Source organism: Hymenobacter aquaticus, assembly GCF_004765605.1.
Classification (GTDB): Bacteria; Bacteroidota; Bacteroidia; order Cytophagales; family Hymenobacteraceae; genus Hymenobacter; species Hymenobacter aquaticus.
Genome location: NZ_SRLC01000001.1, coordinates 1,739,613 through 1,762,866 on the forward strand (window position 1 = coordinate 1,739,613; position 23,254 = coordinate 1,762,866).

Annotated in this window: 19 protein-coding genes; 9 read left to right on the plus strand and 10 right to left on the minus strand. The window is 65.2% G+C overall.

The features are described 5' to 3' along the window. Positions 1-39: 39 nt before the first annotated feature. The 3 genes from E5K00_RS07170 to E5K00_RS07180 form a co-directional block, all read right to left on the minus strand. On the minus strand, positions 40-1,215 hold the full coding sequence (locus tag E5K00_RS07170) for a cytochrome-c peroxidase (RefSeq protein ID WP_135462555.1): 1,176 nt from the start codon (positions 1,213-1,215) through the stop codon (positions 40-42). A 621-nt stretch (positions 1,216-1,836) separates the two neighbouring features. Further along, a complete protein-coding gene (locus E5K00_RS07175) occupies positions 1,837-2,604 on the minus strand; it encodes a LytR/AlgR family response regulator transcription factor (RefSeq protein ID WP_135462556.1) in 768 nt (255 codons plus the stop codon). Next, a complete protein-coding gene (locus E5K00_RS07180) occupies positions 2,601-3,704 on the minus strand; it encodes a sensor histidine kinase (RefSeq protein ID WP_135462557.1) in 1,104 nt (367 codons plus the stop codon). Before E5K00_RS07180 ends, E5K00_RS07175 begins: the two co-directional genes overlap by 4 nt. Positions 3,705-4,018: 314 nt before the next feature. Here E5K00_RS07180 and E5K00_RS07185 point away from each other — a divergent pair, with 314 nt between their 5' ends. From E5K00_RS07185 to E5K00_RS07220, 8 genes are all read left to right on the plus strand, one after another. Further along, positions 4,019-4,444: a hypothetical protein gene (locus tag E5K00_RS07185; RefSeq protein WP_135462558.1), complete on the plus strand. Its 426-nt coding sequence runs from the start codon at positions 4,019-4,021 to the stop codon at positions 4,442-4,444. A 206-nt stretch (positions 4,445-4,650) separates the two neighbouring features. Further along, positions 4,651-5,841, plus strand: a complete 1,191-nt coding sequence (locus E5K00_RS07190) for a glycosyltransferase (protein WP_135462559.1) — start codon at positions 4,651-4,653, stop codon at positions 5,839-5,841. 68 nt (positions 5,842-5,909) lie between these two features. After that, positions 5,910-6,149, plus strand: a complete 240-nt coding sequence (locus E5K00_RS07195; RefSeq protein WP_167856782.1) for a PqqD family protein — start codon at positions 5,910-5,912, stop codon at positions 6,147-6,149. A 1-nt stretch (position 6,150) separates the two neighbouring features. Further along, positions 6,151-7,209, plus strand: coding sequence for an ATP-grasp domain-containing protein (locus E5K00_RS07200; RefSeq protein ID WP_135462561.1), 1,059 nt, complete (start codon positions 6,151-6,153; stop codon positions 7,207-7,209). A 268-nt stretch (positions 7,210-7,477) separates the two neighbouring features. Then, complete coding sequence (locus E5K00_RS07205) at positions 7,478-8,848, plus strand: type III PLP-dependent enzyme domain-containing protein (RefSeq protein WP_245328229.1); 1,371 nt, start codon at positions 7,478-7,480, stop codon at positions 8,846-8,848. A gap of 9 nt (positions 8,849-8,857) precedes the next feature. Continuing rightward, positions 8,858-11,092, plus strand: coding sequence for an urea transporter (locus tag E5K00_RS07210; RefSeq protein WP_135462562.1), 2,235 nt, complete (start codon positions 8,858-8,860; stop codon positions 11,090-11,092). Further along, positions 11,092-12,276 carry a tetratricopeptide repeat protein gene (locus E5K00_RS07215; protein ID WP_167856783.1) on the plus strand — a complete coding sequence of 395 codons (1,185 nt, stop codon included), beginning with the start codon at positions 11,092-11,094 and terminating at the stop codon, positions 12,274-12,276. Before E5K00_RS07210 ends, E5K00_RS07215 begins: the two co-directional genes overlap by 1 nt. Continuing rightward, positions 12,264-12,878 carry a tetratricopeptide repeat protein gene (locus E5K00_RS07220; RefSeq protein ID WP_135462564.1) on the plus strand — a complete coding sequence of 205 codons (615 nt, stop codon included), beginning with the start codon at positions 12,264-12,266 and terminating at the stop codon, positions 12,876-12,878. Before E5K00_RS07215 ends, E5K00_RS07220 begins: the two co-directional genes overlap by 13 nt. A gap of 360 nt (positions 12,879-13,238) precedes the next feature. Here the strand turns inward: E5K00_RS07220 and E5K00_RS07225 are convergent, their stop codons facing one another. The 7 genes from E5K00_RS07225 to E5K00_RS07255 all read right to left on the minus strand — a co-directional run bounded on the left by E5K00_RS07225 (position 13,239) and on the right by E5K00_RS07255 (position 22,120). Further along, positions 13,239-14,738: an NCS1 family nucleobase:cation symporter-1 gene (locus tag E5K00_RS07225; protein WP_245328230.1), complete on the minus strand. Its 1,500-nt coding sequence runs from the start codon at positions 14,736-14,738 to the stop codon at positions 13,239-13,241. A 188-nt stretch (positions 14,739-14,926) separates the two neighbouring features. After that, positions 14,927-15,961, minus strand: a complete 1,035-nt coding sequence (locus E5K00_RS07230; RefSeq protein WP_167856784.1) for a LacI family DNA-binding transcriptional regulator — start codon at positions 15,959-15,961, stop codon at positions 14,927-14,929. 189 nt (positions 15,962-16,150) lie between these two features. After that, positions 16,151-17,641, minus strand: coding sequence for an L-arabinose isomerase (gene araA / locus E5K00_RS07235; RefSeq protein WP_135462566.1), 1,491 nt, complete (start codon positions 17,639-17,641; stop codon positions 16,151-16,153). Between the two features lie 263 nt (positions 17,642-17,904). Then, entirely contained in the window at positions 17,905-18,606 is a 702-nt protein-coding gene (locus tag E5K00_RS07240) for an L-ribulose-5-phosphate 4-epimerase (RefSeq protein WP_135462567.1), read from the minus strand. A gap of 33 nt (positions 18,607-18,639) precedes the next feature. After that, positions 18,640-19,005 carry a hypothetical protein gene (locus tag E5K00_RS07245; protein ID WP_135462568.1) on the minus strand — a complete coding sequence of 122 codons (366 nt, stop codon included), beginning with the start codon at positions 19,003-19,005 and terminating at the stop codon, positions 18,640-18,642. A 39-nt stretch (positions 19,006-19,044) separates the two neighbouring features. After that, on the minus strand, positions 19,045-20,754 hold the full coding sequence (locus E5K00_RS07250; RefSeq protein WP_135462569.1) for a ribulokinase: 1,710 nt from the start codon (positions 20,752-20,754) through the stop codon (positions 19,045-19,047). Positions 20,755-20,905: 151 nt separating this feature from the next. Next, complete coding sequence (locus tag E5K00_RS07255; RefSeq protein ID WP_135462570.1) at positions 20,906-22,120, minus strand: aldose epimerase family protein; 1,215 nt, start codon at positions 22,118-22,120, stop codon at positions 20,906-20,908. Positions 22,121-22,594: 474 nt separating this feature from the next. On the opposite strand from E5K00_RS07255, the gene E5K00_RS07260 reads away from it, so the two are divergent. Further along, a complete protein-coding gene (locus tag E5K00_RS07260; RefSeq protein ID WP_135462571.1) occupies positions 22,595-23,155 on the plus strand; it encodes a Crp/Fnr family transcriptional regulator in 561 nt (186 codons plus the stop codon). The last annotated feature ends 99 nt before the right edge of the window (positions 23,156-23,254 follow it).

Here is a 23,254-nt window from a genome sequence, read left to right on the forward strand (position 1 = left end):
GAAGGGTAAGCGCACTGGGTAAAAAGGACTGCCGGCGGGCTACTGAATGTTGCCGCCCACGGGCAGGCCGCTGGGCACCTGGGCCGGAATGCTGGTGTCGAAGCCCCCGGCGCTGAGGGCCAGCAGGAACGCCACGATGGCCTGCGGGTTGTCGACGCGGGTCGGAATCAGCGGGTCGAGGCTTTGGGTGGGCACGTGGGGGTTGGCGGAAGTGCGCGGCCCGCCCCGGCCGGGGGCGTAGAAGCGCAGCACGTCGGGCAGGGTGCCGAGCACGCCGCTGTGCATGTAGGGTGCCGTGGCGGCCAGGTTGCGCAGGCTCGGGGTGCGGAAGGCGTAGGTCCCGTCCTGCCCCGAATCGGAGGTGGTATGCCGGGCATTGTCGGCAATGCCCAGAATGTGGGTCTTGAAGTCGGAAAACATCGGGCCGCTGTGGCACTTGGCGCAGCCGCTCTGCACGAAGGCCGTCAGCCCCTGGAGCTGCTGGGCATTCAGGGCGGATTTGTCGCCGCGCAGGTAGCGGTCCACGGGCGTATCGGTCACCACCAGCGTCCGCTCGAAGCAGGCCAGCGCCTTGCCCAGGTTGCCGGCCGTGATGGGTGAGCTGCCGGGGAAAGCGGCGGCAAACAGCTCCTGGTAGCGGGCATTGCGCCGCAGCCGGCCGACCACCGAATCGAGGGCGGTGGCGGGCGTGAAGCGGGAGCCCTGCATTTCTTCCAGGGTCACCAGGGGCCGCAACGACTGCTCTTCCAACGACTGCACCCGCATATCCCAGAACATGGGGGCGGCCTCGGGGGCGCAGCCGCCAGTGGCGGTCAGCCCATTGAAGGCCGTGTTGAGCACCGTGGACGTGTTGCGCTGCCCGAAGGGAATGGTAGTGCCGGCCGGGAAGTGGCGGGCGGCCCCCTGCCCCACCCCACTGGTGCCCACCGGCAGGTCGAGCCCGTCGGCGTAGCCGGTGGCCGGGTGGTGGCAGCTGGCGCAGCTCACGTCGCGGGCGCCCGATAGGATGGGGTCCCAGAACAGGAGCTTGCCCAGGCTGCGCTTGGCCGCCGACGACCCGTTGGCGGCCGGCTCGGGCGCGGTTTCGGGCAGGGCGCTCAGCTCGGCCGCCGCCGCCGTTAGGCTCAGGGGCTGCATGTCGGCCTCCTGCTGGCAGGCAACGAGCAGAAACACGGCCAGGGCCAGCAACAACAGCCAGGTAGAAGTAGGGCGCATAGCAGCAGGAAAAGCCAGGTGAAACGGTCGGGCAGTACCAGCGCCCGGGCCAGGTGGGGCTGGTTACTGCGTCGAAACTACCGCCCCGGCCCAGGGCCGCGAAACGAACTAGGCCATCTGCCCAATCACCTAGACCATCTGCCGTTTTTTGCCGCTTACGCTCCGGCTTTCATCCGCCCGGCGGCCGATGCGGAGGCCCCTGCTCCCGGCTTGTTTGTCGCTGCTACAGTACTGTTTATCGTTCCACGATGAGACGCAACGATGCGCCTCTACACCGGCAGGTCCGCCCCAATCGTGGCGGGCACTGTCGAAAAGAGCGGCGTGCGCGCCACAGTTGTGGAAGGCCCTCAGGAAAAGGGCGGGGTGCCGTGCACAGCTGTGGAAGGCATTCGTAAAAAGCCAGGGGTGTCTTACACAGCTGTGTAAGGCTATCATACAAAGTCGGGAGTGCCTTACACGGTTGTGTAGGGCCGTCCTAAAAAGCCAGAGGCACCTTACACAGTTGTGTAGGGTCGTCATAAAAAGCCAGGGGTGCCTTACACGACTGTGTAAGGCGGCGGGCAATTAGTCGGCCAGGGCCGGGTGAGTGCGGCGGACTTTGGAAGTGCGAATCGCCGAAAATTACTTCCAGCGGCTGAAAAACTGGTCGAACGTGTCGCGGTACCGGTCGCTGACGGGAATGGTCTGGTCGCCGATCTGCACGGTGCCCCGCGTCACGGATTTGATGTGGTTCAGGGCAATGATGTAGGAGCGGTGCACGCGCATAAACTGCTGGGCGGGCAGGCGGTCTTCCAGGGTTTTCAGGCTCGATAAGGACAGCAGCGGCCTGGGCTCACTGCGGCGGTACACCTTGATGTAATCCTTCAGGCCCTCGATGTAGAGAATGTCGCTGTAGTCGACCCGCACCAGCTGATATTCCACCTTCAGGTAGATGTAGTCCTCGGTGGGCGGGGCGGGCTCGGCGGGCGCCGGGGCACCTGCCGCCGCCGGAGCCGAGGCCGGGGCCTGAGTAAGTTCGGCGTAGGTTTTGGCCTTGGTGGCCGCGCGCAGAAACTCGTCGTAGTCGAAGGGCTTGAGCAGGTAGTCGAGGGCATCGACGCGGAAGCCTTCGAGGGCAAACTGGTTGAAGGCCGTGGTGAAGATGATGCGCGGCCCCTTGCCGCCCGGCCCCCGGTCGAGGATGCGGGCCAGCTCCAGGCCGTTGAGGTCGGGCATCTGGATGTCGAGGAAAATCACGTCGACCGAGGGCAGCTGGGAAATGCCGCGCAGGGCTTCCACGGCCTTGCCGTAGCTGCCCACCAGCCGCAGAAACGGGGTTTGCTCGATAAAGGTCGTCACCAGTTTGAGCGCCAGCGGCTCATCATCGACGGCAATGCAGTTGAGAATCATAGCAGCGTAAGGGTCAGAAGCACCTGATATTCGTTGTCGGGCGTGCGCTCGTGCACCACCAGGGAGTAGCGGCCGGGGTAGAGCAACTCGAGGCGGCGCAGGGTGTTGACCAGCCCGATGCCGCCGCCCTCAGCCAGAGTAGCCTGCTTGGGAAAGAGCGTGTTGCGCACTTCCAACGCCAGGGTGCGCTCGTCGGGCTGGCGCAGGGCCACGAAGATGTGGCTGGGCCCGGAGGCGCCCACGCCGTGCTTGAAGGCATTCTCGACGTAGGGCAGCAGCAGCATGGGCGCGATGGGGGCGTTGAGCAAGGGCTCGGGCACCTGGAAGGTGACTTGCACTTCGTCGGTCAGGCGCAGGTGCATCAGCTCGATGTAGTCGCGCACGAAGGTCACTTCCTGGCTGAGCAGGGTGGTATCGGCGGGGGTTTCGTAGAGCACGTAGCGCATCATGCGCGAGAGGCGGTGCAGGGCCGCCCGGGCCTGGTTGCCGTCGATGAGCGTGAGCGAGTAGATGTTGTTGAGCGTGTTGAAGAAGAAGTGCGGGTTGATCTGGGCCTTCAGCAGCGAGAGTTCGGTGGCCAGGCGGGCCTGCTCCAGCACCTGGCGGCTTTCGGCGTCGCGCTGGCCTTTCTGCACGGCGGCCAGGGTGGTGCCCATGCCCAGCACCAGCACCGTAATCAGCAGAATGCTCAGGTTCAGGAACTGCGGCTCGTCGGCGGGGCCCAGCTGCATGTGAGGCCGCGGGGCGCACCACGGATTCACGTTTAGGGCATCTTCGCGGGCCTGGGCCAGCAGCTGGGGCACGCGCAGGCCATTTTCCAGCTGCTGATGCACGGCCAGCACCGCCACCACCGCCCCGGCCAGCAGCGCCAGGTAGAGGGGCGCGTGGCGGCCGTAGAGCAGGCGGGGCACGGCCAGGCGCAGGTTGGCATAAAACAAGGCTACCAGCAACCCGAACACAATGCCCTGCTTGAGCAGAAAGGCCGTGGGCAGCGGACTGGGCTGGCCCGGCGGCGGCATGGACAGCAGCAGCCCGGCCAGGCTCAGAATCAGCAGGTGAACGAAGAGCGTAGGGGCGTAACGCTGCAAAGTAGACGGCACGGGGCGAGGGAAAGTTGGCGGCAGAAAGAAGGAGGCCGCAAAGTACACTACGGGCGCGCTACGCCCGGCACGGCTCTACAAGTAGCGGAAATTTACCGACCATCTGCGGTATTTCATCGGTCGGCAAACGGGCCGGTGGGGCCGCGCCGGGGCCGGGGGCGTCGTCGGGTCAGAATGCCGAATGGTCGGGGTGGGTGGGGTAGTTGTCTAGTACAGTTGGGGCCGGGCGGGCCGGGTAGCACCTTTGAAGCAGTACTCCGCCGCAGTCCTGAAAATACCGGCGGACTTCTTTTCCCTCCTTCTCCCCTACCGTTATGAAAACCCTGTCGTTTGTCCGCGTGGTGTTGTCGCTGGTGCTTTTGCTGCTGTTGCAGGTGCTGTCGGCCCAGGCCCAGATGCTGGAGCGCGAACTAGCCGAGCCCCGGGTGCGGCCCACGGCCAGCGCGCTTGCCCAGCCCGAAGCCAGCCTTGCCCCGGAGCAGCGCCGCGACCAGCTGGTGCGCACCCTGGCCAACACCCTGCAACTGCAGCCCCACCAGACGCTGCTGCTACGCCAGGCCCTGACCGACGATCTGAACCTGGCCCCCTTCCCCGACCTGTATAGCCCCGAGCTGGTGCAGATACCCTACCCCGAGCAGCTGCGCCTGCTGCTCTCGGCCACCCAGCTCAACCGCCTGCGCGAGTGGGAGCTGACGGCCCCCGAAGCCCGGCAGCTCAGCTTTATTGCCCTGGAGCGGTAAGCGGTAAGTCGATGCCCGTACTCCATTCCCGTCCTGTTGAGCAGAGCGAGACATCTCGCGGGCTGAGGTTCGATTAATGATTCAACGAACCCGCGCTAGAAGTCTCGCTCTGCTCGACATGACGACCTGCCGGCCTTGGTACGTTCTGCGGGCTCGTCGCCCATTCGTTTGCTTTCATCGTGTCTGCTTTTCGCTTCCATCCCGGTATGAAATCAATCTTTACGTCCGATCTGCTGCCGACTACGCAAGGGCGCTGCTCCGCCGAGGCGCTGCCCCTGGCCGTGCTGTGCCAGTCGGCGGACTGGGGCCCGGTGGAGCAGCAGACGCTCTGGCTCGCGCAGGCCCTGTACCACACCGGCCGGCCCGTGTTGCTCTTGGCCCCGCCCGCCGCGCCCTTGCTGTGCGAAGCCCAGTCCCTGGGGCTGCCCACCGGGGCCGTAGCGGCCGGGTTGGTGGGTATTGCCCCGCTGGCCCGGCAGCTGCGGCAGCACGGCACCCGCGTGCTGCTCACCACCCGCCCCACCGACCTGGGCGTGGCCCGCCTGCTCAAACTGTGGCAGGGCGCTACGTTGCGCCTGGTGCACCGGCAACTGGAGCCGCTGGCTGCGACAGGGGGGCTGCATGCCTGGTGGAACAGCCGGCACACGCACGCCGTGGATGCCTGCGTGGCGGCGTACCCCAGGGTCGCGCGGCAGGTGCAGCAGCACGCCGCCCTCGACCCGCGCCGCTTGTGGGTGGTGCCACCGGTATGGTTGCCCGAGCCAAGACTAGAGCAGCCGGCCCCGCCGGCCGAGGCGCGCCACCTGCTCGATTTGCCCGCCCGGGCCCTGCTGGTGGGCGTCGTGGCGCGCGATGCGGCGGGGCCGGCCTTTGCCCTCGAAGCCCTGTACCGCCTGCGGGAGGAAGAAGGCGTGGCGGCCGAGCTGGTTGTCATTGGTTGCCCCGATACGCCCCCGGGAGCAGACTACTGGGCCAGGCTGCGGGAGCTGGCCGGGCAGCTGCGCCTGAGCCACTGCGTGCATCTGCGGCCCCTGCACAACGCGGCCCACCCCGTTCTGTTCTACCAGGCCCTGGACGGGCTGCTGCTGCCCGACCAGGCCAATACGGCCGGCATGGCGCTGCTGGGGGCTATGGCCGCGGGCTGTCCGCTGGTTAGCCAAGCCAGCGCCGACGCCCCCGACCTGCTGGAGGACGGCCGCACCGGCCTGCTGTTTCCTGTTCATGATCTGGCCCGGTGCGCGGCTACCCTGGCCCTGGCCCTCACGCAGCCCGGCCCCGCGCAACGCCGGGCCGGCCGCGCCGCGGCCCTGGTGCGGCAGCACTGCAGCCCCGGCCGGCAGGCCCGGCAGTTGGAGGCCATCATCGAGTATGTTTGCCGCCACGAAACCCTTGTGTAATGGAATCGGCCGTCATCATCCCGCTTGCGGACCGTATCTTCACAGGCTCAACCCGGCATTCCGGCCTTATGAAACTCAAAAAGAACATTGCCACCAGCGAAACCGGGTTCATCTTCAACCCCGCTACCGGCGACTCGTTTGCGGCCAATGCCCTGGCGGCCGAAATCATCGGGTTGCTGAAGCAGGAGCAGTCGGCGGCCGACATCAAGGCCTCGATTCTGGCGCGCTACGAGGTGGAGCCCACGCAGCTGGAAAAGGACTGGGACGACCTGGTGGCCCAGCTGCGCGACCATAACCTGCTCGACTAGCATGACCCTGCAGCCCACCCGCCCGCGCTATACCATTGCCGTCACGGGCCTGAATGCCATTGACTCGCCGGGCCCCGGCGTGGCCGTTATCCGGGCCCTGCGGGAGGCGCCGGGCTTTGCCGTGCGCATCATCGGGCTCAGCTACGAGGCCCTGGAGCCGGGCATCTACATGCACGAGCTGGTGGACAAAACCTACCAGATTCCGTACCCCGGCGCGGGCACCACGGCCCTGCTGGAGCGTCTCACCCACGTGCAGGAGCACGAGCACCTCGATTTGCTAATTCCTAACTTCGACGCCGAGCTGCCCAATTTTATCCGGCTCAGCGGCCGGCTGCTGGTCCTGGGCATCCGCACGTTTTTGCCTTCCCTGGAGCAGCTCGACCAGCGCGACAAGCTGCACCTGCGCGCCTTCGGCCAGGCCCACGACCTGCTCGTGCCCGACGACGAGCCGGTGTTCCGGCTTGACGAGCTGCGCCGGGCCGGCGAGCGGCTGGGCTACCCGCTGGTGGTGAAAGGCAAGTTTTACGACGCCACCGTGGCCCACACCTGGGAGCAGGCCCAGAAGGCGTTTCACCAGCTGCACGCCACCTGGGGCCTGCCCGTTATTGCCCAGGAGTTTGTGGCGGGCCACGAAATCAACATTGCCGGCCTCGGCGACGGCGCGGGCCGGCTCATCAGCGCCGTGCCCATGCGCAAGCTCTACATCACCGACAAAGGCAAGGCCTGGGCCGGCATCACCCTGGAAGACCCGGCCCTGCTGGCGCTGGCCGAGCAGTTTGTGGCCGCTACGCACTGGCGCGGCGGCTTCGAGCTGGAGCTGATGCGCGGCAGCGGCGGCGAGCTGCACATCATGGAAATCAACCCGCGCTTTCCGGCCTGGGTGTACCTCACGGCGGCTTCGGGCCAGAACCAGCCGGCCGCCCTGGTGCACCTGGCCCTGGGCGAGCCGGTGGCCCCGATGCAGGGCTACGCCGTGGGCCGCATGTTTATCCGCTACGCCTGGGACCTGATTACGGATAACACCGAGTTTCACCAGATTTCCGCGTTTGGGGAGCTATGAGAACTATCCTTAGAACGTCATTCCGAGCGCAGCCGAGGAATCTCGCGGGCAATGGTAACTATCAGGCTGAGCGAAGTCAAAGCATCTCTCCCGCTTCGTTGCAATATGTAAATGAATAGCACTGCGGTAAAGATGCTTCGACTTCGCTCAGCATGACGCTCTGGTTTCGTAACGTTCTGTTCCCAATACTACCCAACAACCTCAGCACGCGAGATTCCTCGGCTGCGCTCGGAATGACGCCCTAATTCAACAACTACTTTCCCCACCCGTGACTCCAACTCCTAAACTTCGCTACGAGCGGCCGGTGCTCAGGAAGCTCAACGCCGGGCTGATGAACAAGTTTGGCACCCGCTCGGAGGTGCAGCCGGTAACGCACATCGACGAGGCGGCGGTGAAAGACCTGCTGGCCGAGTTTGGCTCGCCGGTGTTCGTGCTGAGCGAAAAGCAGCTGCGGCGCAACTACCAGTACGCGGTGCGCGCCTTCCGCACGCGCTACCCCCGGGTGCAGTTCGCGTGGTCCTACAAAACCAACTACCTGAACGCGGTGTGCCGCATTTTCCACCAGGAAGGCTCCTGGGCCGAGGTGGTATCGGGCATGGAATACGACAAGGCGTTGCTGAATGGCGTGCCCGGCAACCGCATCATTTTCAACGGCCCCCACAAAACCCGTGAGGAGCTGCGCCGGGCCGCCGAAAACGACTCCCTGATTCACCTCGACCATTTCGACGAGCTGTACGCGCTGCTGGAGCTGGCCGCCGAGCTGCCGCGCCGGCCCCGGGTAGCCGTGCGCGTGAACATGGACACGGGCGTGTACCCGCAGTGGGACCGGTTTGGCTTCACCTACGAAAACGGGCAGGCCTGGAACGCCATTCAGCGCATCGTGGCCTCGGGGCGGCTGGCGCTGGTGGGCCTGCACTGCCACATCGGCACGTTTATGCTCAGCACCAAGGCCTACGCCGTGGCGGCGGGCAAGCTCTGCGACTTGGCGCTGAATTGCCGCAACACGCTCAACACGCCCATCGAGTACCTCGATTTGGGCGGCGGTTTCCCCTCGACCAACTCCCTGAAGGGCGCCTACCTGCCCGGCACCGACACGGCCCCCTCGGTCGACGAATTTGCCGAGGCCATTACCAGCACGATTCAAAGCTGCGGCTTCCGGCCCGATGAGCTGCCCCTGCTGATTCTGGAAACCGGCCGGGCCCTGGTCGACGACGCGGGCTATTTGCTGGGCACGGTGGTGGCCAATAAGCGCCTGGCCGACGGCCGCCGCGCCACCATCCTCGACTTCGGCGTGAACCTGCTGTTCACCTCCTACTGGTACGACCACAAGATCAGTCCGGCCGGCGACTTTTCCCACCACACCGAGGAAACCGTGCTCTACGGCCCGCTGTGCATGAACATCGACGTGGTGCGGGAAAGCGTGAGCCTGCCCCTGCTCAACCCCGGCGACCAGCTGGTGGTGCACAAGGTGGGAGCCTACAACATGACCCAGTGGCAGCAGTTTATTCACCTGCGGCCCAACATCGTGCTGCTCGACGCGCAGAGCCGGCCCCACCTCGTGCGCCAGGCCGAAACCCTGGAGTATCTGCAGCAGCTGGAGCAGGTGCCCGCGCATCTACAGGCCGTAAACCTGCCCTAATGAGAAGCCGTGAGTAACGTCCGCGCGGGCCGGGGAGCCGCTTTTTCGTCGTTCATGCAGGCCGTGCTGCACAGCTACAGCCTGCTGTTTTTTTCCCAGCACCGGGGCTTCGCGGCCCTGCTGCTGCTGGCCACCTTCCTGAATCCCGGCGCGGGGGCGGCGGGCCTGGCCGCCACGGTGCTGGCCGTGGCCGGGGCCCGCGCGGGCGGCTTCAGCCGCGACCTGACCCAGCTGGGCGCCTACAGCTTCAACGCGCTGCTGGTGGGCCTGGCGCTGGGTACTTTCTACCGGCCCGCCGGCAGCTTCTGGCTGGTGCTGGCCGTGGGCGCGGTGCTGGCCCTGGCCCTGGCCGTGGCCCTGAGCGGCTGGCTGGGCAAGAACGGCCTCCCGATTCTGTCGCTGCCCTTTGTGGGGACACTCTGGCTGCTGCTGCCGGCGGCCGAGCAGTTTCACCGCCTGAGCTTGAGCGAAGGCAGCATCTACTGGCTCAACGACGTGTATGCCGTGGGCGGCGAGCAGCTGGTGGGCCTGGCGCAGCGCGTCGGGGGCTTGGCCGAATCCTGGCCCCTGCCCGCCGGCCTGACCACCTACTTACGGGCCCTGAGCGCGGTGCTGTTTCAGGACAGCGTGCTGGGCGGCGCGCTGGTGGCGGCGGGGCTGCTCTGGCACTCGCGCATTGCGTTTTGCCTTTCGGTGCTGGCCTTTGCGGCGGCCACGGGCTTCGCGCGGCTGGCCGGCGCCCCGCCCGAGCTGCTTACCCACTACGACCTGGGCGCCAACTACCTGATGGCCGCCCTGGCCGTGGGCGGCGTGTTCCTGATTCCCTCGGCCCGCTCCTACCTGGTGGCTTTGCTGACGGTGCCCTTCACGGCGGTGCTGGTGGTGGGGCTGGGCAAAGTGCTGGGCGCGGCCAGCCTGCCGGTGCTGTCGTTGCCCTTTTGCCTGGTGGCGCTGCTGGCCCTTTACTGCCTGCTGCTGCGCCCCGCGCCGGGCCGGCTGCCGCTCACGCCCTTTCAGCTGTATTCGCCCGAGCGGAACCTCTACGGGTTTCTCAACGACCGGGAGCGGCTGCAAAGCCGGCTGTACGTGCACCTGAGCTTGCCGTTCCGGGGCGAGTGGCGCGTCACGCAGGGCTACGACGGCGGCCTTACCCACCAGGGCGACTGGGCCCAGGCCCTGGACTTCATGGTGGCCGATGCCGAGGGCCAGACCTACCACGGCAGCGGCGCGGCCCTGCCCGACTATTACTGCTTCAGCAAGCCCGTGCTGGCCTGCGCCGACGGCGTGGTGGAAGCCGTAGTCATGCACATCGACGACAACCCGCCTGGCACGGTGAACACCCAGCAGAATTGGGGCAACACCATCATCCTCAAGCACCTCGACGGCCTCTACTCCAAGGTGTCGCACCTGCGGGCTCACTCGGCGCAGGTGCGCGTGGGTGACTTCGTGCGGCGCGGCGACGTGCTGGCCCGCTGCGGCAACTCGGGCCGCTCGGCCCAGCCCCACCTGCATTTTCAGGTGCAGGCCACCCCGTATATCGGCTCCCGCACCCTGGCGTATCCGGTGGCGTATTTCCTGCAGAAAACCGGCCGCGGCCACGAGTTGCGGAGCTTCACCCAGCCCGTTCTGCACGCCGAGGTCAGCAACCCCGAGCCTAATGCCCTGCTCAGCCAGGCCTTCCGGTTTCAGCCCGGCTACCGCCTGAGCGTGTGGGCCGCCACCGGGCCCGAGGCTCCCGCCCAGTGCTGGGAGGCCTTCACCGATGCGTACAACAAAACTTACCTGCGCTGCCACACCACCGGGGCCGTGGCCTACTTTGAGCACCACGAATCGAGCTTCTGCTTTACGGGCTACTACGGCCCCGAGCAGGCCTGGCTCTACCTGTTCTACCAGGCCGCTTACCGCGTGCCCCTGACGTATCTGCCCGAGCAAACTGTGGCCGATACTTTCCCGCTTTCCACGGTGGTGCGGCCGGTCCTGAAGTGGCTGCAGGATGCGTTGGCGCCGTTCGTGCTGTTCATCCGGCCCACCTTCGCCCTGCGCTACGAGGCCCCCGACAACCCCTACCACCCCCGCGCCATGCGCCTGCGCAGCCAGGTGGCGCTGGAGTTGCCGGGCCGGCGGCAGGTCCAGTCGCGGGCCGAGCTGGACCTGCGCGACGGGGCGCTGGCCGGCCTGACGGTACACCACGGCACTCAGACCGTGCAGCTGATGTGTAGTCCGGAAGCCCCTGCCCTATGCTGATGCCGCGCCACTTGCTGCTTTGCACCCTGCTGCTGCTAATCTTGGGGCTGGCCGGCCAGCCCCTGGCGGCCCAGGACCTGCGCGACTTTGCCTACGTCGACAGCCTGACCCTGACCCTGAGCGGGCAGGAACGGTGGGCCGCCCTGGACTCTTTGGGCGCGGCGGCCCTGCGGGCCGGCACCGATTATCCGGCGCTGCGGCAGCGGCTGGGCTACGCGGCCCTGCGGCAAGGCCACCTGGTGCCCGCCATCCGGCACTACGGGCAGGCCGTGGCGGCCAATCCCACCGACGAGGAAAGCCGCACCCAGCTGGCCCGGGCGTATCTGCTGGTGAACGAGCCCGGCGCGGCCCGGCTGGCCGTGGCTACTCTGCCCGATTCGGTGCGGCAGGCGCTGCACCTGCCCGCGCACCGGGCCGTAACGCAGGTGCTGGTGGAGGGCAGCGGGAAGCCGGCGGCCAACGTGCGGCGGGAGGCTGCGGGCTTCGGCCGAATTGGCCTCAGCAGCCAGCTCAGTACCCGCCTGGCGTTGACCCAGAATCTTTCCTACTACGAGCAGGCCGTGCGCCTGCCCGAGCGGCGGCCCACGCCCGCCTTCTTCATCCGGCAGCGCGAGTACGCCGCCCTGCTCACCGAGCAGGTAAGCCTGAGCTGGCAGGTGAAGGGCGCGTATCATTTCGTCAGCAACGACTACGGCCCGGCCCGCTACGCCAACCACCTGGGCTTCGCCGCTGCCCGGTTCAGCCGGCCCGGCTGGAGCGTGCAGCTAAGCCAGTACGTGGGGCGCGTGACGGACACGACGCGCCTGCAAACCGACCTGCAGCTGCTGGCTTACCCGCTGCCCTCGGCCCGCCTCTACGTCTACGGCCGGGCCAGCCTGATCCGCTCGGCGGGCCACACGTTCCCGAATGCCCTGCTGGGGCTGGGTGCCCAGCTTAGTCCGCGCCTGGCGGTGGAGGGCTTCGGCAGCCCGGGCCGGGTGCCGGTGCTGTTTGAGCGCGACGCCATCGACGTCTACAACGTGCTGGACCCGTTGCGCTACCGATTGGGCCTGAATACGTATGGGCAGCTGTCCGGCCACTGGCGGCTGCACTTTTCCTATCTGGCGGCCCGCTACCAGGAAATTCGCACGCTTACTTCGTACACTCAACACTCCCTGACCGGGGGACTTCTATGGACCTGGTAAAAACCTTCTCCACTGCCCTGCTGCTGCTGTTGCTCGGCGGCTCATTCCAAGCCGCGGCTCAGGATCAGTCGGCGGCCTTTGCCGCCAGCTACGCCGCCGAAGCCAAGGCCGACTACCCCGGCGCCATTACGGCCCTGCGCACCGGCTACTCCGGCACCTACGAGCAGAACCTGCGCCTGGGCTGGCTGTATTTCCTGGCTAAAAACTACACCACCGCCAGCAGCTACTACCAGAAAGCCGTGGAGCAGCGGCCCTACGCCCTGGAGCCCAAGTTTGGCCTGATCAAGCCCCTGAACGCGCTGAATCAGGTGGCCCAGATGCAGAGTGCCTACCTGTCGATTCTTAAAATCGACCCCCAGAACACCCAGGCCAACTACTGGGTCGGCGTTATCCTGCTCAACCAGAAAGCCTACGACAAAGCCGCGCGCTACTTCGAGCGGGTCGTGAACCTCTACCCCTTCGACTACGACGCCAACCTCTCCCTGGCCTGGTGCTACCTGAATATGGGCCGCAAAACCGACGCCCGGGTGCTCTACACCAAAGCCCTGCTCATCCGCCCCAACGACCCCACCGCCACCGCCGGCCTGAAACGCACGCAATAATGCGGTGTAATGTGCTAATGTGAGGAATGTGCTGAGGTGCTAATGATTAATGGGCTGAGGTGCTAATGCTTGTTTGTCCTTGCGAGCAAAGCGAAGCACCCGAAGGACAGCGTAGCTAATCCGTCCTCTGCGCAGGTGGTCCTGACTTTTTACCAGAAAGCCCTTTATTCCCGCCGGAGTAAAGGGCTTTTCACGTCAGAAGGCTCTGCCCCTTTCAGCGGACGGATTGCCGCTTAAAGCGCGGAATGCCGTGCCTCCTGGCAAGGACACGCTCTTATCATTTCTCACATTTTCCACCTCAGCACCTCAACCCATTAATCATTAGCACATCAGCACATTCCCCACATTAGCACATTAACATCAGCCTACTTCCAGCCCGGCCGGGGCGGGGGTGCGCTGCTCCTGGGCCATGAGCAGCAGATAGATACCGCCCGACACGAAGAAGCCGACAAACCAGGCGTAGTCGTAGAGGGCGGCCAGGCCGGGCCAGATGGCCTGCTTGTCGAGCACGCCGATGGCGGCCAGAAAGCCCGGCACGTTGGGCAGAATCCCGATAATGAGGGCGGCCACGGCCCGCAGGTTGTAGCCGTTGCGGTAGGCGTACTGGCCCTGGTACTGGTAAAGCTCCGGCACGCTCAGCTGCTCTTTGCGCAGCAGGTAGTAGTCGGCCAGCATGATGCCGCCGATGGGCCCGAGCAGGCCGGAATAGCCCACCAGCCAGGTAAAAATGTAGCCCGAGGGGTCGGCAATGAGCTTCCAGGGGAAAATCAGCAGCCCCAGCACCCCGGTGATGTAGCCGCCGGTCTTAAACGAAATCCGCTCCGGGGCCACGTTGGCAAAGTCGTTGGCCGGACTCACGATGTTGGCCGCAATGTTGGTGGCCAGCGTCGACAAGGCCACGGCCAGCATGGCCACGCTCACCAGCAGCTTGCTGTCGAACTTGCCGGCCAGCACCACCGGGTCCCAGATGGTTTTGCCGTATATCACGAAGGTAGCCGAGGTGACGACCACGCCCACGAAGGAGAAAACCGTCATGGACGTGGGCAAGCCCAGGGCCTGCCCCACCAGCTGAGCCCGCTGACTGGTGGCGTAGCGGGTGAAGTCGGGAATGTTCAGGGAAAGCGTGGCCCAGAAGCCGACCATGCCGGTGAGGGACGGAAAGAAAAACGCCCAGAACGCCGCGCTGGACGTGAACTTGGCGGGCTGCGCCAGAATCGGGCCCAGGCCGTTGCCGGCCGAAATAGCCCACCACAGCAGGGCCAGCGCCGCCACGGGCAGGAAAAACGCCTTGAACACGAGCAGCTTGCGGATGCTTTCCACGCCCAGGTGCACCACGTACATGTTCAGCAGCCAGAACAGTACAAACGTAATGGCCGGCCCCGTCGCCAGGGCCCACGACGCGGGAAATACGGCCGGCAGCGTGGCCAACGACGGCAGCCAGAGCACCGCCATCTGGTAGAGGGCGTAGCCGCCAATCCAGGTTTGGATGCCAAACCAGCCGCAGGCAATCAGGGCCCGCAGCAGGGCCGGAATGTTGGCCCCGCGCACCCCGAAGCTGGCCCGGGCCAGCACCGGAAACGGAATGCCGTAGCGCGCCCCGGCCCGGCCGTTGAGCAGCATGGGCACCAGCACGATGGTGTTGCCCAGAAAAATCGTCAGCAGGGCCTGCCACCAGTTCATGCCGCCCTCAATCAGGGAGCTGGCCAGCATGTAGGTCGGAATGCACAGGCTCATGCTGATCCAGAGGGCGGCGTAGTTGCCGGTGCCCCAGCTGCGCGCGGCCGGCGCTATCGGGGCCAGATCTTCACTGCTCAGGCCGGGGTCGGCGGCCAGGGGCGCGGGGGACGAGGGCGTCATCATACCGGGTCGTTTCGGGGAGAAGAGCGGCGCGGGACAGCGGCAGAGCATCTGCCCTGCGCCGCCGCGCCATTTTACCCCTTAAAGCTAGAAGAATTAGGCATTTGCCCTCAACGCCCGACCCGCTATTTTTCCGGCTGGCTACCCGCTTCCCAACCAGGTATTCGCGCCCGCGCCCCGCCGGCCGGCGGCTAGGAAAGATGCGCCGCCGCCGGCTCGGCCTTCGCCGCCCGTACCGAGGAGCCCCGCACCAGCAGCTCGGGCCGCAACGCCACCTGCCGGGGCGTGAAGGGCGCGGTACCGGCCTCAATCACGTCGAGCAAAAGGCGCACCGCCGCCTGGCCCATTTCCTCGCAGCGCTGGTCTACGGTAGTTAGGGTGGGCTCGGTGATGAGGGTAAAGGCCTCGTTGCTGAACCCGCTGATACTCACGTCCTGCGGCACGCGCCGGCCCTGGCGGCGCGCTTCCTGCATGGCGCCCAGGGCGCTGTAGTCGCCGGCGGCAAACACCGCGTCGGGGGGCGCGGGCAGGGCCAGCAGCTGGCGCATGGCCGCCGCGCCCTGCTCCTGGCTCATGTCGGTGTGCACGATCAGCTGCTCGTCGGGGGCCATACCGGCTTCGTGCAGGGCCTGGCGGTAGCCCTGGAGGCGGTTTTTGTAGATGTTCAGGTGCTGCGGGCCGGCCAGGTGGGCAATGCGGCGGGCACCCTGGCTTAGCAGGTGGCGGGTCGAGACGTAGCCGCCTTCCTGGTCGTCGAGCACCACGGCATTCACGTTGTCGCCCTCCGGCACCCGGTCGAAAAACACCAGCGGCAGGCCCCGGCCGCGCACCGTCTCGAAGTGGTCCGCTTCGAGGGTCGTGCGCGACATCGACACCAGAATGCCGGCTACCTGGGCGCTGAGCAGGATGTCGAGGTTGCGCCGCTCCTGGTCCACGTCCTCGTTCGACTGGCAGATGATGACGTTGTAGCCCGCCCGGCTGGCCGCCGTTTCGATGCCGTGCACCACCGACGGGAAAAACCGCCCCTCGATGTAGGGCACGATGATGCCAATGAGCTGACTTTTGCCCTTGCGCAGGGCCGAGGCCAGGCGGTTGGGCTGGTAGTTGTACTTCTTGGCCAGCTTCAGCACCTTCTGCTTCATGGCCGGCCCAATGCTGTGATGGTCGCTCAGGGCCCGGGATATCGTCGTCATCGAGACGCCCAGCTCCCGGGCCAGATCGGCCATCGAAACCGGGTTAGTCGACGCGGGAACCGGAGCTTGTTTTTTTCGGGAGGCCATACGGGGAATCTACTGCGCAATACGTGGGGTAAAGGTAGCATTCTGCCCCGGCGGCTGCTAACCGGGCCGCCGGCCCCACCTTGGGGCGGCAGGACTGGCGGCCCGGCTGGCCGCGGAGCGTACGGCCGGCGCAGCTTACCGCTGACCGTAGGCCACCTCGTTGTAGCGCAGCTCGTTTTTGAAGGTGCGCAGCCGGGTTTCGTCGTCGATGAGGACAAACTCGATGCCGGCCATTTCGGCGAAGTCCTCCAGGTACTCGGCCGTCAGGTTTTGGCTGTAGCCGGTGTGGTGCGCCCCGCCGGCCAGAATCCAGGCGGCGGCCCCCACGCTCAGGCTGGGCTTCACTTTCCACAGCACCCGGGCCACGGGCAGCTTGGGCAAGTCCTGCTCGGGGGCTACGGCCTCCACTTCGTTTACCACCAGCCGGAACCGGTGGCCCAGGTCCACGATGGTGGCGTTCAGGGCGGGGCCGGCGGGGCAGTTGAACACCAGGCGGGCCGGGTCGGCCTTGCCGCCGATGCCCAGGGGGTGCACTTCTACTTTGGCCTTGCCTTCGGCGATGCTGGGGCAGATTTCCAGCATGTGGGAGCCCAATACCTGCTCGTTGCCGGGCTGAAAGTGGTAGGTATAGTCTTCCATAAAGGAGTTGCCGCCGGGCAGGCCCGCGCCCATTACCTTCATGGCCCGCACCAAAGCCGAGGTTTTCCAGTCGCCCTCGCCGCCGAAGCCGTAGCCTTCGGCCATCAGGCGCTGGGTGGCAATGCCGGGCAGCTGGGCCATGCCGTGCAGATCCTCGAAGGTGTCGGTGAAGCCGATGGCCTGGGTGTCCTGCAAAAACCGGCGCATGCCCACCTCAATCCGGGCGGCCTCGCGCAGACTTTCCCGCTGCGCGCCGCCCTCCCGTAGCGCCTCGCTTAGCTCGTATTCCTGCTCGTAGGTGGTGAGCAGCGCGTTTACCTGCTCGTCGGTGGCCTGGTTGATGACGGCTACCAGGTCGCCGATGCCGTAGGTGTTCACCGAGTAGCCAAACCTGAGCTCGGCCTCGACTTTGTCGCCTTCCGTGACGGCCACGTAGCGCATGTTGTCGCCGAACCGCACGATGCGGCTGCCCTGCCAGTCGGCCCAGGCGCAGGCGGCGCGGGCCCAGATGCTGAGCCGCTCGTGTACGTCCGGGCTCTGCCAGTGGCCGACTACTACCTTGCGCTTCAGCTTCAAACGGGCCCCGATAAAGCCGAACTCCCGGTCGCCGTGGGCCGACTGGTTGGTGTTCATGAAGTCCATGTCGATGTCCTGCCACGGAATGTCGCGGTTGAACTGGGTGTGCAGGTGGGCCAGGGGCTTCTGCAGGATCTTCAGGCCGTTGATCCACATCTTGGCCGGCGAGAAGGTGTGCATCCAGGCAATCAGGCCCACGCAATTCGGGGTGGTGTTGGCCTGCTGCACCAGCTGGGTAATGGCCTCGGGGCCGGTCAGAACCTCTTTATAGACGATGCGGATGGGCAGTTCGTGATTGAGGGCGGCGGCAATCCGCACGGAGTGCTCGGCCACCTGCGCCAGGGTTTCGGGGCCGTAGAGGTGCTGGCTGCCGGTGATAAACCAGGCTTCGTACTGGGAAATGTTGATCATGGAGGAGGCAGGTAAAACCTTGGATGGTTGGGAGTTCTTGCGTTGTTGACTGGAAACTAAAAGCTAGTTCCCCTCCTTTTTTCAAGGAGGGGTTAGGGGTGGTTTATTAGAGCTAGAAATTGTAGCGGGAGTCATGCGGAACAGCGCTAGAGCTAATTCTAAAAATCGTTCTAGGGTATCAACCACCCCGCCCTTCGGGCACCCCTCCTCATCTGAGGAGGGGAACTAGCTGCTAATCGCTCTTTTCTAGCTTACTAGCCTGCTTACGACTGGCCGTAGTACGAATGCACGCCGTGCTTGCGGTCGTAGTGCTTCTGGATCAGGGCGTCTTTGAGGCGGGGCACGTCGGGGCGCAGGGTGCAGCTGAGGTAGGCCATGCGGGCCACTTCTTCGAGCACGGCGCTGTTGTACACGGCTTTTTCCACGGTAGCACCCCAGGTAAAGGGGGCGTGGTTGCTGAGCAGCACCATCTCCACCTCGGCGGGCGAGAAGCCCCGGCGCTGAAACTCGTTGATGATCTGCCAGCCGGTCTGGTGCTCGTAGTCGCCGGCTATCATCTGGTCGCTCATGGGCGGGGCGCAGGGAACATCGGTGGTGAGGTGGTCGGCGTGGGTGGTGCCCAGAATCGGGATGTCGAGCTGGGCCTGGGCCCAGGCCGTGGCGTAGGTGCTGTGGGTGTGCACAATGCCCCCGATATGCTCCCAGTGAGCGTAGAGCACGGCGTGGGTCTTGGTATCGGAGGACGGCCGCTTCTGCCCTTCCACCGGCTTGCCCGCGAAGTCGACGATGACGATGTCCTCGGCCGTCAGGGTGGCGTAGGGCACGCCGCTGGGCTTGATGGCAAACACCTGCTTCTCCCGGTCCACGACGCTGGCGTTGCCGAAGGTGAAGAGCACCAGCCCGAGCTGGGGCAGCTGCATATTCGCCGCGTAGCACTGCTCTTTTAGTTCCTGGTATTGACTCATACTGCTGATTGTTGCCTGTTCCGCCCCGCTCGCTTAGCATGCGGAGCGGGCGTACCGGGCGGTTGATGTCCTGAGAAGCACCGTTTTGGTCATTCCAATGACCGTTTCAGCGATTCGAATCACCGTTTCGGTCATTAGAATCACCATTTCGGTCATTCGAATCACTGTTTTGGTCATTCCGATGACCGTTTTAGCGATTCGAATCACCGTTTTGGTCATTCGAATCGCTAAAACGGTGATTCGGATCGGTGTTTTGGTCATTCGAATCACCATTTTGGTCTTAGCTAAGACCATTTCGGCGATACCTAAGGCTGTTTTGGTCTTAGCTAAGACCATTTCGGTGATACCTAAGACCGAAACGGTCTTAGCTAAGGCTGTTTTACCGATACCTAAGACCATTTCGGTCTTAGCTAAGACCGAAATGGTCTTAGCTAGGGCCTATTCGGCCAGGGCTGGGGCTTCCACGGCCTTGGCTACCGTCGTTTGCTCGACGTACTGGCCCAGGGCCTGGTACTGCTCGTAGCGGCGCTGGTAGTCGGTCACGCGCTGGGGGTTGGGCTCGTAGGTATCGGCGAAACCGTTGCCCATGGCCCGCTGCGCCGTCACCACGTCGGGGTGAATGCCGGCCGCCACGGCCGCGTACATGGCCGCGCCCAAGGCCGGGGCCTGGTCCGACTCGGCTACTTTGATGGGGCGGTTGAGCACGTCGGCCAGGGTCTGCATCATAAAGGCCGATTTCTTGGCCACGCCGCCCAGCCCGATGACCTGCTTGATCGGAATACCCTCCTGCTCGAAGCGCTCCACGATCTGGCGGGAGCCGTAGCAGATGCTCTCGACCAGGGCCCGGAAGATGTGGGGCGCCGAGGTGCCCATCGTCAGGTTGAGCAGGGCGCCTTTCAGGGCCTGGTTGGCATCGGGGGTGCGGCGGCCGTTCACCCAGTCGAGGGCCAGCACCTGCGACTCTTCGGGGTCGACGGCGGCGGCGGCTTTGTTGAGCTCCACCATCATGTTGTCGCTCAGCTCGGCCCGCAACGCCTCCTGCTGCTCGGCAGTCAGCACCGCCGACTGCGGCACGAGCGTGCGCAAGGGCCATTCCAGCACCTGCCGGAACCAGGCCAGCAGGTCGCCCACCGCCGACTGCCCCGCTTCGAGGCCCAGCATGCCCGGAATCACCGAGCCGTCGACCTGCCCGCAGATGCCCGGCACCAGCTTCGCCCCGACTTCGTCCATCGGGGCCACCACGATGTCGCAGGTGCTGGTGCCCATCACCTTCACCATCGAATAGGCCTCGATTTCGCCCGCCACGGCCCCGGCGTGGGCATCGAAGGTGCCCACGGCCACCACGGTCCGGGTCGTCAGGCCCAGGCGGGTCGCCCATTCCTCGGAAAGGTGGCCGGCTACCTCATCGGCCGTAAACGTGTCCTGGTAGAGGTGGCCGCGCAGCAGGGTCAGCTGGGGTTCCAGCTCCACGATAAACTGCTCCAGCGGCAGGCCGCCCCAGCTTTCGTGCCACATGGCCTTGTGGCCGGCGGCGCAGCGGCTGCGCTTGCAGGAAGTCAGGTCGGCGCCGGTCAGTAGCAAGGTTAGCCAGTCGCAGTGCTCCATCCAGGAGTGGGCGGCGGCGGCCACGGCGGCATCCTGGCGGGTGACGTGCATGATTTTGGCCCAAAACCACTCGGAAGAGTAGATGCCGCCCTCGAATTTGGTGTAGTCCTCCCCGCCCCAGCTGCGCGCCTTGCGGTTGATTTCGGCCGCTTCGGCCAGGGCCGTGTGGTCTTTCCAGAGCACGAACATGGCGTTGGGGTTGTCGGCAAACTCGGGCAGCAGGGCCAGGGCCACGCCCTGCTCGTTTACCGGGCCGGGCGTCGAGCCGGTGGTATCCACGGCCAGCCCCACGATCTGCTCGGCCGGCACGCGGCCCGCGACCTGCCGCACGGTGGCCTCCAGGCCCTCGATGTGGTCGAGCGGGTGCTGGCGGAACTGGTTTTTAGCCGCGTTGCAGTAGCGCTGCTCTTTCCAGCGCGCGTAGGGGTGTACGGCCTGGGCCACTTCGGCTCCCGTGCGGGCATTCACCAGCAGGGCCCGCACCGAGTCGGTGCCGTAGTCGATGCCGATAACGTAAGCGTCGGCGGAGGTGGGAGTTTCCAAAGTGGTGAGATGGTGAAGTGGTGAGATGGTGAAATGGTGAGGTGAATGAGTGAATGAGTGAGATGGTGAGTTTGATGTTTTGGCGGCGCGGTTCTGCGCATGTGGCGCACATAGAACGACAATTCACCATTTCACCACCTCACCACTTCACCTACTTGCGCACGCCGAATTTGTAGAGGGTGGTAGAGTGCAGCGTGTCGCCGGGCTGGAGCGTGGTGCTGGGGAACTTCGGCTGATTGGGCGAGTCGGGGAAGTGCTGGGTTTCCAGGCAGAAGCCCGCGTGCTTGCCGTAGACTTTGTTGCCCTTGCCCGTGAGTGTGCCGTCCAGGAAGTTGCCGGTGTAGAACTGAATGCCCGGCTCGGTGGTCAGGACCTCCAAAGTGCGGCCCGAGGTCGGCTCATACACCGTGGCGGCCGGGTGCGGGGCCGCGCCGGGCTGGTTCAGCACCCAATTGTGGTCGTAGCCGCCGGGCACCGCTCCGATCCGCTCGCCAATGGCGTGGGCCGTGGTGAAGTCGAAGGGCGTACCCTTGACCACGCGCAGCTCCCCGGTCGGAATCAGGGTGTTGTCGACCACCGTGTAGCGGTCGGCCGGCAGCGTGACCTGGTGAGCCAGCACATCCTTGCCCGCGCCCAGGTTGAAGTAGCTGTGGTTGGTCAGGTTCACCGGCGTGGCTTTATCCGTCGTGGCGGTGTAGTCGAGGCGCAGCGCGTCGTCCTGGGTCAGCGTGTAGACCACCGTGACGCGCAACGTGCCGGGGTAGCCTTCTTCCCCGTTTTTACTCACGTAGCGCAAGGTCAGGGTCTGGCCGTCGGCACTGCGGCCGGGCTCGGCCTGCCAGACGACCTTGTCGAAGCCCTGCTTGCCGCCGTGCAGGTGGTTGGGCCCGTTGTTTTTGGCCAGCGAGTAGGTTTTCCCGTCCAGGGTGAACTGCCCGGCCTTGATGCGGTTGCCGTAGCGCCCGATCAGGGCCCCGAAATACGGGCCGGCTTGCTGGTATTCGGGGCTCTGGTAGCCGCTCACGTTGTCGAAGCCCAGCACGACGTCGCCCAGCTGCCCGGCTTTGTCGGGCACCAAGAGGCTGGTGAGCGTGCCGCCGTAGTTGGTGATGCGCGCTTGCAGCCCGTGGGCGTTGGTTAGGGTATAGAGCTGTACTTCGGTGCCGTTCTGCAGCTTGCCAAAGGACGCCGCAGCCGGCGCGTCCGGGCCCGTGGAGGCCGGCTGGGCAGAATCGGCGGCGGCCGGCTGGGTAGTGGCCGCGCCCGGCTGCTCCGTCGGGCTCGACTGGTTGCAGCCGGCCAAAGTGAGCAAGCCCGCAACGCCGGCAGCACTGACAAGGAATCCGGTACGGTGGTTTTTTTTCATGGCGAAAGAGAGTGGGAAGTTTGGTGGGGTAGTATGGAGAAGCACTAAAGAAAAGCATCGGCACGGAGTAGCCCCAGTTACTTAGCCAAGCCCTGAGCACCCCTAATGTACCCCGTTACGCGACCAGCGGCGCCCCCTGATCGGTTCAGGACCTAAACCGGTGGGGAAAGTAGAAAAATAATTCCGGTCTGCACAATCGTTTGTGCAAATCTTACCGACTTACCCACTCCTTGCTTGACTTCCTGAATAACCGGTCAGACAAACTACCGGATGGTTTTCCGCATCATCCGATAAAGCGCCGCCAGGTCGTAAGCGGCGTCGTAGTGGCCGACATTCACAACCCTTTGTGCTACTGTTTTCCTCCGCCTTTTTTTGCGGCGGCGGCGCTTTTGAGTTGCCGAAGTAGCCGTTGGGGCCACTGTATTCCGGCTGAGGCGCTAAGTTTAGGGTTTCAGCCTCCAACCCGGTTTGTGCATGTCCAGCTTTCTTACTTTTCTGCAGACGCTGCAGCCCCTGAGCGCCGGCCTGACGGCGGCCCTGGTAGCCGGCACCCGCCGCGAGGAGCTGCCGGCCCACCACCTGCTGCTGCAACCCGGGCAGGTAGCCCGCCGGGTGTACTTTCTGGAAACCGGCCTCGTGCGGGGCTACACGCTGCTGCACGGCCGCGAGATATCCTCGTGGTTTATGCCCGCCGGCGACTTCGTGATTTCCATCCTGAGCTTTTTTACCCAGCAACCCTCCGATGAGTACCTGGAGCTGCTCGAGCCCGCCGTGGTGCACTCCATCACCTACGACCAGCTCCAGCGCCTCTACCACGACTTTCCCGAGTTTAATTTCATCGGCCGGCGAATTCTGGAGAAGTACTACGTGCTCAGCGAGCAGCGGGCCCGCAACCTCCGCTCCCGCTCGGCCGCCGAGCGCTACGAGCTGCTGCTGCGCGACTTTCCCACCGTATTTCAGCGCGTGGCCCTGCACCACATTGCGTCCCACCTGGGCATGGCCCCCGAAACGCTCAGCCGCCTGCGCAACAAGTAGCTACCCGGCCGCTGAGGGTTTCGAAAATGACATATATCAGGAAAGCTGCGCGTCGTGGCGCTGACTTTTGGGAATCTCTTCCCCTAACGCTCAGACCCG

Coding starts and splice junctions, on each gene's coding strand:
- E5K00_RS07170 (WP_135462555.1), bottom strand. CDS start 1,215: ATGCGCCCTACTTCTACCTGGCTGTTGTTGCTGGCCCTGGCCGTGTTT.
- E5K00_RS07175 (WP_135462556.1), bottom strand. CDS start 2,604: ATGATTCTCAACTGCATTGCCGTCGATGATGAGCCGCTGGCGCTCAAA.
- E5K00_RS07185 (WP_135462558.1), top strand. CDS start 4,019: ATGAAAACCCTGTCGTTTGTCCGCGTGGTGTTGTCGCTGGTGCTTTTG.
- E5K00_RS07190 (WP_135462559.1), top strand. CDS start 4,651: ATGAAATCAATCTTTACGTCCGATCTGCTGCCGACTACGCAAGGGCGC.
- E5K00_RS07195 (WP_167856782.1), top strand. CDS start 5,910: ATGAAACTCAAAAAGAACATTGCCACCAGCGAAACCGGGTTCATCTTC.
- E5K00_RS07200 (WP_135462561.1), top strand. CDS start 6,151: ATGACCCTGCAGCCCACCCGCCCGCGCTATACCATTGCCGTCACGGGC.
- E5K00_RS07215 (WP_167856783.1), top strand. CDS start 11,092: ATGCCGCGCCACTTGCTGCTTTGCACCCTGCTGCTGCTAATCTTGGGG.
- E5K00_RS07220 (WP_135462564.1), top strand. CDS start 12,264: ATGGACCTGGTAAAAACCTTCTCCACTGCCCTGCTGCTGCTGTTGCTC.
- E5K00_RS07225 (WP_245328230.1), bottom strand. CDS start 14,738: ATGATGACGCCCTCGTCCCCCGCGCCCCTGGCCGCCGACCCCGGCCTG.
- E5K00_RS07230 (WP_167856784.1), bottom strand. CDS start 15,961: ATGGCCGATCTGGCCCGGGAGCTGGGCGTCTCGATGACGACGATATCC.
- araA (WP_135462566.1), bottom strand. CDS start 17,641: ATGATCAACATTTCCCAGTACGAAGCCTGGTTTATCACCGGCAGCCAG.
- E5K00_RS07240 (WP_135462567.1), bottom strand. CDS start 18,606: ATGAGTCAATACCAGGAACTAAAAGAGCAGTGCTACGCGGCGAATATG.
- E5K00_RS07245 (WP_135462568.1), bottom strand. CDS start 19,005: ATGGTCTTAGGTATCGGTAAAACAGCCTTAGCTAAGACCGTTTCGGTC.
- E5K00_RS07255 (WP_135462570.1), bottom strand. CDS start 22,120: ATGAAAAAAAACCACCGTACCGGATTCCTTGTCAGTGCTGCCGGCGTT.
- E5K00_RS07260 (WP_135462571.1), top strand. CDS start 22,595: ATGTCCAGCTTTCTTACTTTTCTGCAGACGCTGCAGCCCCTGAGCGCC.